The following is a 13273-nucleotide window of genomic DNA, read 5'->3' as shown; positions in this document are numbered from 1 at the left end:
CCCTTAGCCTTTACGAAACATTTTCAGCATGCGCTGAGTCACGGTGAAACCACCGAAAATATTGATACTGGCGATCAGCACTGCAATGAAGCTCAGGAAGCTGATCCAGCCGCCATGACCAATTTGCAGCAATGCCCCAACCACGATAATCCCGGAGATGGCATTGGTAACCGACATCAGCGGGGTATGCAGCGCATGGGAAACGTTCCACACGACGTAGTAACCCACCACGCAGGAGAGCGCGAAGACGGTGAAGTGGCCAAGGAACTCTTTTGGCGCGACGTCCGCCAGCCAGCCAAACAGGATAATGACCAGCGCCATGATGGCGTATTTGCGCCACGGCGACGCAGGTTTCGCTGGTTCTGCAGGCTCAGGCGCCGCTTTCGGCGCAGCCTGAGGCTGAGCGGAAACCTGTATCGGCGGTGCAGGCCAGGTGATTTCCCCTTCACGCACCACGGTCACGCCGCGCACCACCACATCATCAAAATCAACGGTGATGTTGCCGTCTTTCTCTTTGCAGAGCAGCTTCAGCAGATTAACGAGGTTCGTGCCGTACAGCTGAGAGGACTGGGTTGGCAGACGTCCTGGCAGGTCGGTATAACCGATCACCTTCACGCCGTTCGCGGTCGTCGTGACCTGATTTGGCACGGTATACTCACAGTTACCGCCGTTTTGCGCCGCCAGATCGACAATCACGCTGCCCGGCTGCATGGAATCCACCATCTCACGGGTGATCAGCTTCGGCGCCGGTTTACCCGGAATAAGCGCGGTGGTGACAATGATGTCCACCTCTTTTGCCTGCGCCGCAAAGAGCGCCATTTCCGCCTTAATAAAGGCTTCAGACATGACCTTCGCGTAACCATCACCGCTGCCCGCTTCTTCCTTGAAGTCCAGCTCAAGGAATTCGGCGCCCATACTCTGCACCTGCTCCTTCACTTCCGGCCGGGTATCAAACGCACGAACAATAGCGCCCAGGCTGTTTGCGGCCCCAATAGCGGCAAGACCTGCCACACCGGCACCAATTACCATCACCTTCGCGGGTGGTACTTTGCCTGCGGCCGTAATTTGACCGGTAAAGAAGCGACCAAACTCATGAGCAGCTTCGACAATGGCGCGATAGCCGGCAATGTTTGCCATAGAACTCAGCGCATCCAGAGACTGCGCGCGCGAAATACGCGGCACGGAATCCATCGCCATCACGGTGACACCGCGTGCCGCCAGCTTCTCCATCAGCTCCGGGTTTTGGGCTGGCCAGACAAAGCTCACAAGCGTCGTGCCCGCGTTCAGCAGTTCAATTTCACTCTCTTCCGGTGCGTTTACCTTCAGAATAATGGGTGATTGCCAGACCTCAGCACCGTCCACTACGTCCGCGCCAGCCTGAGTAAAGGCCTCGTCATCGAAACTCGCCAGATTGCCCGCGCCGCTTTCAATCGCGACGGTAAAACCCAGTTTAAGCAGTTGCTCCACCGTTTTTGGTGTTGCCGCTACGCGGGTTTCATTGGCTAACCGTTCTTTTGGTACCCCAATACGCATAGTTTTCCCTTCCATCGGTTTGTGATGATGGTTTGTCGATAATTGCCCGCGGTTCGTATCAATTTTCACCATCGCGATAACGACGGAGAATGATTAACCCCGGAAAATAAAACAGTAACAAACTTTCTATAACCTACTGAAAATAGCGCCCGTGATCTACCGCCAGAAAACACTATTTCTTATTTTATCTGTGAAAAATAAGCGATCGGGGTCACTGACAGAGATATTTACCTTAAATTCGCCTTCAGGACCGATAAATCGCGCAAGCGAAGCGGTAAAAACATGATATAGCGCCATAAAAGAACAACTCATTAACATTAAATTAACTTGTAAAAGTCATATGCTTAATCAGTTTTTCTTGTGAAACGCCTGTTTTTTCCACATATCACAAAATGTTATCGAATCAGGTCCTTTGCTGAGCACAGGCTGTGAAAAATGCCGCAGACAGCGACGGGTGTTAAATGCCATAATCGGGACCGTCTCAAATTAACAACAACACCAGTACATGGTTTGCGCAAGGCGAAGGATTATTTTTATGAAGCTTAAGAACACACTCCTGGCGTCCGCACTTCTTTCCGCGACCGCCCTGTCAGCGAATGCTGCGACAGAGTTGACGCCGGAGCAAGCGGCAGCGTTAAAAACTTTTGACCATACGGTCATTGTGGGTCGGTATAATTCCATTGGCGATGCCGTCGCCGCCGCATCAAAAGCCGCCGATAAAAACGGCGCTGCCTCGTTTTACGTTGTTGACCAGTCCGATCAGGGCAACAGCGGTAACCAGCGCGTGACTGTTGCGCTGTACAAAGAGAATGCCCCAAAGGCAGATCAACAGAAAAACCGCGTGATTAACGGCATTGTTGAACTGCCGAAAGATCAGGCTGTTCAGCTGGAACCGTATGACACCGTGACCGTTCAGGGCTTCTACCGCAGCCAGCCTGAAGTTAACGATGCCATCACCAAAGCCGCGAGAGAAAAAGGCGCTTACGCGTTTTATATCGTGCGTCAGGTTGATGCCAACCAGGGCGGAAACCAGCGCATTACCGCCTTCATCTATAAGCAAGATGCGAAAAAACGCGTAGTGCAAAGCCCGGATGCGATTCCAGCGGATTCAGAAGCCGGTCGTGCTGCGTTAGCAAAAGGCGGTGAAGAAGCGAAGAAAGTTGAAATTCCGGGCGTAGCAACGTCTGCGGCACCAAGCGCTGAAGTGGGTCGTTTCTTTGAAACCCAATCCACCAAAGGCGGTCGTTATACCGTTACGTTACCAGACGGCACGAAAATTGAAGAGCTGAACAAAGCCACTGCCGCGCAGATGGTGCCGTTCGACAGCATCAAGTTTACGGGCAACTATGGCAACATGACAGAAATCTCCTATCAGGTGGCGAAGCGTGCTGCGAAGAAAGGCGCGAAGTATTACCACATCACCCGCCAGTGGCAGGAACGTGGCAACAACCTGACCATCAGTGCTGATCTGTACAAGTAACAAAACGGTTTCATAAAGGCGGCGCAGTGCCGCCTTTTTTGTTACTTTTTTTCTGATTTCTGCCCCATGTCATTGCATGCATCCGTCACACTCCGTAAAATCCCGCGCCTTAGCGTGATCCACCATTTTTATGCGCCTTAGCGAAATAATTATTCTGGATTTGGACTTTTCATAACAGGAAGCCAATGGAAAAGAAACTTGGCCTGAGTGCGTTAACTGCACTTGTATTGAGCTCAATGCTGGGCGCGGGCGTATTCAGTTTGCCGCAGAACATGGCGGCCGTCGCCAGCCCGGCCGCATTACTAATTGGCTGGGGCATCACCGGCGTCGGGATTTTGCTGCTGGCGTTCGCCATGCTGCTGCTGACGCGTATCCGACCGAATCTGGACGGCGGAATATTCACTTACGCCCGTGAAGGTTTTGGCGAGCTGATTGGCTTCTGCTCCGCCTGGGGCTACTGGCTGTGCGCGGTGATCGCCAACGTCTCCTATCTGGTTATCGTCTTCTCGGCGCTCAGTTTCTTTACCGATACGCCCGAACTGCGCCTGTTTGGTGACGGCAATACCTGGCAGTCCATCGTCGGCGCCTCGGTGCTGCTGTGGATTGTTCACTGGTTGATTTTGCGCGGTGTTCAGACCGCGGCCAGCATTAACCTGGTGGCGACGCTGGCCAAGCTGGTGCCGCTTGGCCTGTTCGTCGTGCTGGCCTTCCTCGCCTTCCGTCTCGATGTCTTTACGCTCGATTTCAGCGGTATTGCGTTGGGCGTTCCCGTCTGGGAGCAGGTGAAAAATACCATGCTGATTACCCTGTGGGTGTTCATCGGTGTTGAAGGTGCCGTCGTGGTCTCTGCCCGCGCGCGTAACAAACGCGACGTGGGACGCGCCACGCTGCTGGCCGTCCTGGCGGCGCTGGGCGTTTATCTGCTGGTGACGCTGCTGTCGCTCGGTGTGGTGGCCCGCCCTGATCTGGCGGAGATGCGTAATCCGTCCATGGCCGGGCTGATGGTGAAAATGCTCGGTCCCTGGGGTGATGTGGTTATCGCGGCAGGTTTGATTGTCTCCGTCTGCGGCGCGTACCTGAGCTGGACCATTATGGCGGCGGAAGTTCCGTTCCTGGCCGCCACGCACAAAGCGTTCCCGCGCCTGTTTGCCCGTCAGAATAAAAACAGTGCGCCATCGGCCTCTCTGTGGCTCACCAACATCAGCGTGCAGGTCTGTCTGGTGCTGATCTGGCTCACAGGTTCGGACTATAACACGCTGCTGACCATCGCCTCCGAGATGATTCTGGTACCCTATTTCTTAGTGGGCGCATATCTGTTAAAAATTGCGACCCGCCCGGCACACTATGCGGTAGGCGTAGGTGCCTGTATTTACGGTCTATGGTTATTGTATGCTTCCGGCCCGATGCATCTGCTGCTGTCCGTGGTGCTCTACGCGCCAGGCCTGCTGGTGTTTATCTACGCTCGCCGTACGCATCAGCTTGATAATGCCCTTAAGCGCCGCGAAATGGCGTTGATAGGTTTGCTGTTAGTCGCTGCCGTACCGGCAACGTGGATGTTAATGGGATAGCGCCGCCTGTCCCATTGTTGAACTGAAAAGGAGATTACGATGGGACACACGCAGCAACGCCCAATATTGATCACTGGCGCAGGCCGTCGCATCGGCCTCGCCCTCGCCCATCACTTTCTCAATCTTCGCCATCCGGTTATCGTCAGTTACCGCACGGAATATCCCTCCATTGAAGGGCTACGACATGCCGGAGCCGTCTGCATTCAGGCGGATTTCTCCACGGATGAAGGTATTCTTGCTTTCGCGGAAAAAGTGAAATCGACCACCCCCGGGCTGCGGGCGGTTATTCACAACGCCAGTACCTGGCTTCCTGAAAAAGCAGGACATTCGCTCAGCGAAACGCTCGCCTGCATGATGCAGATCCACGTTAATGCGCCTTATCTGCTCAACCATGCCCTACAGGATCTGCTACGCGGACACGGCCATGCCGCAGGCGACATTATCCATTTCACCGATTACGTGGTGGAGCGAGGCAGCGATAAACACATCGCCTACGCGGCCAGCAAAGCCGCGCTGGATAATATGACTCGCTCGTTCGCGCGCAAGCTGGCCCCCGAGGTAAAAGTCAACGCGATTGCCCCGGCGATGATTTTATTTAACGAGGGCGATGATGCCGAGTATCGTCAGCAGGCGCTTAACAAATCGTTGATGAAAATTGCGCCCGGCGAGAAAGAGGTGATCGACCTGATCGATTATCTGCTGACCAGCTGTTACGTCACGGGAAGGACGTTTGCCGTGGACGGTGGCCGCCCGCTGCGCTAGTGAAAGCGGCTCCAGAAGAAGATGAGCACCCAGGCGCTGAGGCTCCAGCAGACCACCGCCCCGCCCAGCGCCAGGGGCAGACGCAGAAAACCGGTGAAGTACCACAGCGACAGCAGATAGATGAAATACGGGATGATTGACCACATCCCGAATACAATGGTAGCCCGCAGCGCCTCTATACCCCGCTCAGAGGCCACAATATAGTGCGCAATTAACGCAAAGGTGGGAAACAGCGGGATAAGCCCGGCAATGTAGTAGTTCTTCGTTTTAGCCAGCACCCCAATCAGCAGCACGACCAGCGCACCCAGCGCGGCTTTGATCAACAGCCCCATTCTTTTCCCTTAACAATCAAATAACATTCCCGTGCAGGATAACGGAACTCCGGCTAATTATGAAAGATTAATGGAAGGTTAAGGTTGTGCGGTGTATGTTGACGTTTTTCGCGATGACAGACGTAGTATGAATAAGATTGTTTATGTTGAAGATGAACCCGAAGTGGGTCAATTGATCGCCGCTTATCTGGGTAAACATGATATTGAAGTGGTTGTCGAACCTCGTGGCGATCGCGCTGAAGACGTCGTCACCCGCGAAAATCCGGACCTGGTGTTGCTGGACATTATGCTGCCCGGAAAAGATGGCATGACGCTTTGCCGGGATCTGCGCGCGAAGTGGGACGGCCCGATCGTGCTGCTGACCTCTCTCGACAGCGATATGAATCATATTCTGTCCCTTGAGATGGGCGCGAATGACTACATCCTGAAAACCACGCCGCCGGCGGTCCTGCTTGCCCGTTTGCGCCTTCATCTGCGTCAGCGTGCCAGCGCTGAGCGTGAAGCGCCTGCGCCCTCTTTAACGCCGCATAAGGCGATGCGGTTCGGCACGCTTTCTATCGACCCGGTCAACCGACAGGTTATGCTTTCCGGGGAGCTGATTGCGCTCTCAACCGCAGATTTTGTCCTGCTGTGGGAGCTGGCAACTCATGCCGGGCAAATTATGGACCGGGATGCATTGCTGAAAAATCTGCGCGGCGTAAGTTACGACGGAATGGATCGTAGCGTTGATGTGGCGATTTCTCGCCTGCGAAAAAAACTGCAGGACAGCGCCACCGAGCCCTACCGCATTAAAACCGTACGTAATAAGGGCTACCTGTTTGCCCCGCACGCATGGGAAACCTGAAAAAAAACTACACAGTAAATTTCGAAAAATAACTTGCGATGCATCAGGAATGTTATCGGTATACGTCGTAAGTTTTCGATTATATGCATCGTTAGTCATGAAATATCCCTTGATCACATTCCTCTTACCTGTTCAATTTCGATGTGCATTTTTCGCGTAAACAAAAGTAGCTCTAATGTATTTCATTGCTATAGTACAATATATATTCAGCAGTTCAGGAATCATCATCGATCAAAAATCCGTCACTTAAATGCACATTGTGTTAAAAATGAACTTTACAATTGACTAAATTATTATCTTATCCTTATGAAAACAAAGGGGATATAGTTAGCATATAAATAATATCGATCTTTTTCAATAGCTTACGCGTTTGCAGAAATCTAATTCTCATGCTAAACCTTATACTCTCTCAATTATTTAATGAACGAGGTATAGCAATGTCATGGAGAGTCATTAGCTCGGTAATTTGTCCTAACACGGGAATCGTTTATTCAAGCATCTTGGGACTCAAGTTCTTGAAACTCATCATTTGGTATGAAAGCGATGTCTATTTGTACCCCGGCGATAGGATATATCCGACAAAGAATGGCGTCTTCATTAATGGTGTTTTCAAGCCTATATCGATATACAACATCTCCCCTTACAACGAGATGTTATGGAGTGAAATTAAAAACAAGATGGCCTGCCCATACAATCGAAACCAGGAAGAGGAGATATGTACCTACGCGGTGCATTGCAACGCGCGTAAGTGTCCGCATGGGTTTATCACGAATCCACTGATTGTCAGCACAGTCAAATCCAGACATTAACGAATGTTGGTAATGTTCAGGTTACAAAGATAAGTATCTTTGTCGCACCGTTTGCGCCGGATACCTCTCACTGGTAAACGCCATAAATAAAGCCACCCGCAGGTGGCCTTTGTCATTGTTATTCTGATTCACAAATACTCTCAATCGCAAATAAACTCGTATAGCGAAGCGTAAACGGATTACCCGGGCATTGATGGAATAAAGCGATGCCGTGTTTTATTACCTTTCGACGAATACCCCTTTTCAACGCATCATGCCTGACTTGCGCCCATAGCGACCCTGCTGGTAAAAGACGTGTAGTGAAGCCCCTGTTTCGGTGAAATTAATGAAGAAGCTGTTTGTTCAGTTTTATTTACTGCTGTTTGTCTGCTTTCTGGTGATGACCATGCTGGTCGGGCTGGTCTATAAGTTCACCGCAGAGCGTGCGGGCAGACAATCCCTGGACGATCTGATGAAAAGCTCGCTCTACCTGATGCGTAGCGAGCTGCGCGAAATTCCTCCGCATGACTGGGCACGTACGTTAAAAGAGCTGGATCTGAATCTGTCGTTTGATCTGCGTATCGAACCCATGAAGGATTTTGATTTAGCGCCGCCGGCGATGCAGCGTTTGCGCGACGGAGACATCGTCGCCCTGGACGAGAAATATACTTTCATTCAGCGTATTCCGCGCAGCCACTATGTCCTGGCCGTCGGGCCAGTGCCCTATCTCTATTACCTGCACCAGATGCGCCTGCTGGATCTCGCCCTGCTGGGCTTTATTGCCATCTCGCTCGCTTTCCCTGTGTTCATCTGGATGCGACCGCACTGGCAGGACATGCTGAAACTGGAATCCGCCGCACAGCGTTTTGGGGAGGGTCATTTAACTGAACGCATACATTTCGACAGTGGTTCCAGTTTTGACCGTCTCGGTATTGCCTTTAACCAGATGGCCGATAACATCAACGCCCTGATTGCCAGCAAGAAGCAGCTTATCGACGGCATTGCGCATGAACTGCGCACTCCGCTGGTACGCCTGCGTTATCGCCTGGAGATGAGCGAGAACCTCACCGCCGCGGAATCGCAGGCCCTCAATCGGGATATTGGCCAGCTTGAAGCGCTGATTGAAGAGCTGCTGACCTATGCCCGCCTCGATCGGCCTCAGACGGAGTTGCACCTCAGTACGCCGGATCTTCCCGTCTGGCTACAGACGCATATTAACGATGTGCAGAGCGTTAACCCTCAGCGAAAACTGCTGACAGCCATTACACCCGGCGCGTACGGCGCGCTGGACATGCGCCTGATGGAACGCGTGCTGGATAATCTGATGAACAACGCCATGCGCTACAGCGAAACCACGCTGCGCATAGGTTTAGATTTGCAGGGGAGCCAGGCAATTCTGTGTGTGGAAGACGATGGCCCCGGTATTGAGCCAGCGGAGCGTGAAAAAGTTTTCGAGCCGTTTGTGCGCCTCGACCCCAGCCGCGACCGTGCTACCGGCGGCTGTGGTCTGGGGCTGGCTATTGTCCGTTCTATTGCCCAGGCGATGGGCGGTTCGGTTCGCTGCGAAGCGAGCGAGCTGGGCGGGGCCCGGTTCGTCTTTAGCTGGCCGATCTATCACAACATTCCTCTTCCCATACCTGCCTGACCTAAACCGCACGCTGGCCTGACCCGGCGTGTTGTGCTATATCAGTAGTATGTTGTAACTAATTAAGGGCTATTATGGCGACTTACGATCTCATCGAAAGGCTTAACACCACATTTCGGGAAATAGAGCAGGCGTTACTGACCCTGACGGCGCAACTACAGGGCTGCCGCCTGCTGGCCGCCCGCGTCTTTTCCCTGCCCGAGGTGGCGAAAGGCGCGGAACACGACCCGCTGAACACCATTGAGGTAACGCAGCATATCGGTAAAGTGGCGCTGGAACTGACGTTGCAGCACTATCGCCGCCTTTTCATCCAGCAGCAGTCCGAAAATCGCAGCAGTAAGGCCGCCGTTCGCCTGCCCGGCGTCATCTGTCTGCAAACGGATACCGCAACACGTGAAGCCATTGAGGCGCAAATTACGCATATTAATACGCTGAAAGCCGCCTTCGAGAAAATCGTGACCGTTGAGTCCGGGCTGGCACCGGCTGCCCGTTTTGAATGGGTGCATCGCCAGCTTCCGGGGCTGATCACCCTGAATGCTTACCGCACGCTGACGGTACTGCGCCACCCCGCCACGCTGCGCTTCGGCTGGGCCAACAAGCACATCATTAAAAACTTCACGCGCGACGAGATCCTGGCTCAGCTGGAGAAAAGCCTGAAATCGCCGCGAACGGTCGCCCCGTGGTCCCGGGAACAGTGGATTGAACGGCTGGAGCAGGAGTACCACAGCATTGCCTCCCTGCCGGCTGATACCCGTCTTAAAATAAAGCGTCCGGTGAAGGTGCAGCCTATCGCTCGTGTCTGGTATGCCGGACAGCAAAAGCAGGTGCAATACGCCTGCCCGACACCGCTGATTGCGCTCTACGATGCCGATCAGGGTGCGGTGGTGCCGGATATCGGAGAACTGCTGAACTACGATGCTGAAAACGTTCAGCATCGCTATAAACCCCAGGCGCAGCCGCTACAGCTGATTATCCCGCGGCTGCACCTGTATGTGGCGCAGTGATTACCTGATGCTGCCCACCATCGCTTCCGGGCGGACCCAGGCATCAAACTCGGCGTCCGTCAGGTAGCCCAGCGCCAGCGCAGAGGCTTTCAGGGTAAGCCCCTCTTTGTGCGCTTTTTTAGCGATTTCGGCCGCTTTGTCATAACCAATATGGGTGTTTAGCGCCGTGACCAGCATCAGGGACTCATTCAGCAGCTGGCTGATTCGCTCGCGATTAGGCTCAATGCCCACCGCGCAGTGCTCGTTAAAGCTCTCCATGCCATCGGCCAGCAGACGAATCGATTGCAGTACGTTGTGGATCACCATCGGGCGATAGACGTTAAGCTCGAAGTTACCCGACGCGCCGCCCATGTTGACCGCAACGTCATTACCCATCACCTGACAGCACAGCATGGTCATGGCTTCGCACTGCGTCGGGTTTACTTTACCCGGCATAATGGAGCTACCCGGCTCGTTTTCCGGAATGCTGATTTCGCCGATGCCGCAGCGCGGGCCGGAGGCCAGCCAGCGCACGTCGTTGGCGATTTTCATCAGCGAGGCTGCCAGCCCTTTCAGCGCGCCATGGGTATGGACCAGCGCATCACAGGTCGCCAGGGCTTCGAATTTATTCGGGGCGGTAACAAACGGCTGCCCGGTGATCTTCGCCAGCTCTTCGGCCACGCGCACCGCGTACTCGGGATGGGTGTTTAACCCGGTGCCAACCGCCGTTCCGCCGAGCGCCAGCTCCGCCAGATGCGGCAGGCTGTTGTCTATATGCTTAAGATTGTGCTCCAGCATCGCCACCCAGCCGGAGATCTCCTGGCCAAGCGTCAGCGGCGTGGCGTCCTGCAGGTGCGTACGACCAATTTTTACAATGTCGCCGAAAGCCTGCGCTTTCTCGTTAAGCGTAGATTTGAGCACGTTGAGCTGCGGGATAAGCTGCTCGCGGATAGCGATGACGGCCGCCACGTGCATGGCCGTCGGGAACACGTCGTTGGAACTCTGGCTTTTATTCACGTCATCGTTCGGGTGAACCTTCCGCTCCATGCCGCGTACGCCGCCAAGCAGCTCGCTTGCGCGGTTCGCCAGCACCTCGTTCATGTTCATGTTGCTCTGGGTGCCTGAGCCGGTCTGCCAGATGGCAAGGGGAATTCGTCGGGATGTTTGCCCGCCAGCACTTCGTCGGCGGCATTGATGATGGCGGAGGCTTTATCGGCATCCAGCAGGCCCAGATCCTGATTGACTTTGGCGGCAGCGCGTTTGGTCAACGCCAGCGCCTGGATTAGCGAGACGGGCATTTTCTCTGTCGAAATGCGGAAATGCTCCAGCGAACGCTGGGTTTGCGCGCCCCATAGCTTGTCGGCCGGGACGTCGATGGCGCCCATGGAGTCTTTCTCGCGGCGATGCATTGTCATTACTTACTCCTTGATAACAAAGATGGGATTGCTCACATGCTTAAGAGATAAGTATTGATGACTTCTGAGAAACGTTATGGCGCTTTGTGCGCTCTTTTTGATGTCGGGTGGCGGCTGCGCCTTACCCGACCTACGAGAATGTAGGCCGGGTAAGCGTCAGCGCCACCCGGCAATTTACAGAATTACTTCACACACGCCGAACACTGGGAAGACTGGATCTGTTTGAAGAAGTCGTTACCTTTGTCATCCACAAGAATGAACGCCGGGAAGTCTTCCACTTCAATTTTCCAGATCGCTTCCATACCCAGTTCCGGGTACTCCACGCACTCGAGGCTCTTTATACTGCCCTGCGCCAGCACCGCTGCCGGGCCGCCGATGCTGCCGAGGTAGAAGCCGCCGTGCTTGTGGCACGCGTCCGTCACCTGCTGGCTGCGGTTGCCTTTCGCCAGCATGATCATGCTGCCACCGTTGGCCTGCAACTGGTCGACGTAGGAGTCCATACGGCCCGCCGTGGTTGGGCCTAACGAGCCGGAAGCATACCCATCAGGCGTTTTTGCAGGGCCTGCGTAGTAGATCGGGTGATCTTTAATGTACTGCGGCAGCCCTTCACCGTTGTCCAGGCGCTCTTTCAGCTTCGCATGGGCGATGTCGCGGCCAACAATAATCGTCCCGTTCAGGGAAAGGCGCGTTGAAACCGGATACTGCGAAAGCTGCGCCAGGATCTCCTTCATCGGGCGATTCAGGTCAACGCGTACCGCTTCGCCCTCACCCGCTTTTCGCAGTTCTTCAGGGATGTATTTGCCCGGGTTGTTCTCCAGCTTTTCGATCCAGATGCCGTCGCGGTTGATCTTCGCTTTGATGTTACGATCCGCAGAGCACGACACGCCCATCCCCACTGGACAGGATGCACCGTGGCGCGGGAGGCGGATCACGCGAATGTCATGCGCGAAGTATTTGCCGCCAAACTGCGCGCCCAGCCCCAGATTCTGCGCTTCGGCCAGCAGTTCCTGCTCTAGCTGCACGTCGCGGAACGCCTGACCATGTTCGTTACCTTCCGTTGGCAGGCCATCGTAGTATTTGGTTGAGGCCAGCTTAACGGTTTTCAGGGTGCTTTCAGCAGACGTACCGCCAATCACAAACGCGATATGGTACGGCGGGCAGGCCGCAGTGCCAAGGGTGCGCATCTTCTCAACCAGATAGTTCTTCAGCTTGCCCGGGGTAAGCAGCGCTTTGGTTTCCTGGTAAAGATAGGTTTTGTTGGCTGAACCGCCGCCTTTGGCAATGCAGAGGAATTTGTACTCGTCACCGTCGACGCTGTAGAGGTCAATCTGCGCAGGCAGGTTGGTGACGGTGTTCACCTCTTTGTACATATCCAGCGCCGCGTTTTGCGAATAGCGCAGGTTATCTTCGGTGTAGGTATTGTAGACGCCGCGCGCCAGCGCCGCTTCGTCACCGCCGCCGGTCCAGACGCGCTGGCCTTTTTTACCGGTGATAATCGCCGTGCCGGTGTCCTGGCAGGTCGGCAAAATGCCTTTCGCCGCGATATCAGAGTTACGCAGGAATTGCAGGGCAACGTACTTGTCGTTCTCGCTGGCTTCCGGGTCGCTCAAAATATCGGCAACCTGCTGCTGATGCGCCGGACGGAGCATAAAGGAAGCATCGTGGAAGGCTTGCTGCGCCAGCAGCGTCAGCGCCTGCGGGTCAACTTTGAGGATCTCCTGCCCTTCAAACTCAGAGACAGAAACGTAATCGCGGGTTAACAGGTAATACTCGGTCCGATCCTGACTGAGGGGGAAAGGATCCTGATAATGGAAGGGTTTATTCGACATTGTTCTCTCACTTACTGCTTCGGTCTGTTTATTCAGGGCAGATGTTCCGCTGCCCGGCTTAAAAGCGAGTCAGCTTATCCTACACAATTTTTTA

Annotated in this window: 10 protein-coding genes and 1 pseudogene; 7 read left to right on the top strand and 4 right to left on the bottom strand. The window is 54.2% G+C overall.

Going from position 1 to position 13273, the window contains the following annotated elements; all coding sequences use genetic code 11:
• Positions 1-3 precede the first annotated feature (3 nt).
• The gene (pntA, locus tag HWQ15_RS18455) at positions 4-1533 is read right to left on the bottom strand and encodes a Re/Si-specific NAD(P)(+) transhydrogenase subunit alpha (RefSeq protein ID WP_063149348.1); all 1530 of its coding nucleotides are present in this window, start codon (positions 1531-1533) and stop codon (positions 4-6) included.
• Positions 1534-2068: 535 nt separating this feature from the next.
• Here pntA and ydgH point away from each other — a divergent pair.
• From ydgH to folM, 3 genes are all read left to right on the top strand, one after another.
• Complete coding sequence (gene ydgH, locus HWQ15_RS18450) at positions 2069-3013, top strand: DUF1471 family protein YdgH (protein ID WP_063216361.1); 945 nt, start codon at positions 2069-2071, stop codon at positions 3011-3013.
• Between the two features lie 185 nt (positions 3014-3198).
• Positions 3199-4581 (top strand): amino acid permease, encoded by a 1383-nt coding sequence (locus HWQ15_RS18445; RefSeq protein WP_063216364.1) that lies wholly within the window; start codon positions 3199-3201, stop codon positions 4579-4581.
• 39 nt (positions 4582-4620) lie between these two features.
• Positions 4621-5343: a dihydromonapterin reductase gene (gene folM / locus HWQ15_RS18440; protein ID WP_022647935.1), complete on the top strand. Its 723-nt coding sequence runs from the start codon at positions 4621-4623 to the stop codon at positions 5341-5343.
• Here the strand turns inward: folM and HWQ15_RS18435 are convergent.
• Positions 5340-5675, bottom strand: coding sequence for a GlpM family protein (locus HWQ15_RS18435; RefSeq protein ID WP_022647934.1), 336 nt, complete (start codon positions 5673-5675; stop codon positions 5340-5342). The genes folM and HWQ15_RS18435 overlap by 4 nt on opposite strands.
• A gap of 127 nt (positions 5676-5802) precedes the next feature.
• On the opposite strand from HWQ15_RS18435, the gene rstA reads away from it, so the two are divergent.
• The 4 genes from rstA to tus all read left to right on the top strand — a co-directional run bounded on the left by rstA (position 5803) and on the right by tus (position 9956).
• Positions 5803-6519: a two-component system response regulator RstA gene (rstA, locus tag HWQ15_RS18430; protein ID WP_176587407.1), complete on the top strand. Its 717-nt coding sequence runs from the start codon at positions 5803-5805 to the stop codon at positions 6517-6519.
• 389 nt (positions 6520-6908) lie between these two features.
• Positions 6909-7328 carry an anti-adapter protein IraM gene (gene iraM / locus HWQ15_RS18425; protein WP_032671145.1) on the top strand — a complete coding sequence of 140 codons (420 nt, stop codon included), beginning with the start codon at positions 6909-6911 and terminating at the stop codon, positions 7326-7328.
• Positions 7329-7653: 325 nt separating this feature from the next.
• On the top strand, positions 7654-8952 hold the full coding sequence (gene rstB, locus HWQ15_RS18420; protein ID WP_063149331.1) for a two-component system sensor histidine kinase RstB: 1299 nt from the start codon (positions 7654-7656) through the stop codon (positions 8950-8952).
• 74 nt (positions 8953-9026) lie between these two features.
• The gene (gene tus, locus HWQ15_RS18415; protein WP_022647930.1) at positions 9027-9956 is read left to right on the top strand and encodes a DNA replication terminus site-binding protein; all 930 of its coding nucleotides are present in this window, start codon (positions 9027-9029) and stop codon (positions 9954-9956) included.
• Here tus and fumC read toward each other — a convergent pair.
• Both fumC and fumA read right to left on the bottom strand, forming a co-directional pair.
• Positions 9957-11320 (bottom strand): annotated as a pseudogene (gene fumC, locus HWQ15_RS18410) (class II fumarate hydratase).
• Between the two features lie 212 nt (positions 11321-11532).
• Complete coding sequence (gene fumA / locus HWQ15_RS18405) at positions 11533-13179, bottom strand: class I fumarate hydratase FumA (RefSeq protein WP_063149330.1); 1647 nt, start codon at positions 13177-13179, stop codon at positions 11533-11535.
• Positions 13180-13273: the final 94 nt, after the last annotated feature.

Source organism: Enterobacter sp. DSM 30060, from assembly GCF_013375955.1.
In the GTDB taxonomy this organism is placed as follows: Bacteria; Pseudomonadota; Gammaproteobacteria; order Enterobacterales; family Enterobacteriaceae; genus Enterobacter; species Enterobacter intestinihominis.
The sequence above is the reverse complement of the archived record's forward strand: the minus strand, read 5'-3'. Positions and strand labels throughout refer to the sequence as shown.

Bases quoted from the DNA above. Each gene is read 5' to 3' on its own strand.
- rstA (WP_176587407.1), top strand. From the start codon at position 5,803: ATGAATAAGATTGTTTATGTTGAAGATGAACCCGAAGTGGGTCAATTG.
- pntA (WP_063149348.1), bottom strand. From the start codon at position 1,533: ATGCGTATTGGGGTACCAAAAGAACGGTTAGCCAATGAAACCCGCGTA.
- folM (WP_022647935.1), top strand. From the start codon at position 4,621: ATGGGACACACGCAGCAACGCCCAATATTGATCACTGGCGCAGGCCGT.
- rstB (WP_063149331.1), top strand. From the start codon at position 7,654: ATGAAGAAGCTGTTTGTTCAGTTTTATTTACTGCTGTTTGTCTGCTTT.
- tus (WP_022647930.1), top strand. From the start codon at position 9,027: ATGGCGACTTACGATCTCATCGAAAGGCTTAACACCACATTTCGGGAA.
- fumA (WP_063149330.1), bottom strand. From the start codon at position 13,179: ATGTCGAATAAACCCTTCCATTATCAGGATCCTTTCCCCCTCAGTCAG.
- HWQ15_RS18445 (WP_063216364.1), top strand. From the start codon at position 3,199: ATGGAAAAGAAACTTGGCCTGAGTGCGTTAACTGCACTTGTATTGAGC.
- ydgH (WP_063216361.1), top strand. From the start codon at position 2,069: ATGAAGCTTAAGAACACACTCCTGGCGTCCGCACTTCTTTCCGCGACC.
- iraM (WP_032671145.1), top strand. From the start codon at position 6,909: ATGCTAAACCTTATACTCTCTCAATTATTTAATGAACGAGGTATAGCA.
- HWQ15_RS18435 (WP_022647934.1), bottom strand. From the start codon at position 5,675: ATGGGGCTGTTGATCAAAGCCGCGCTGGGTGCGCTGGTCGTGCTGCTG.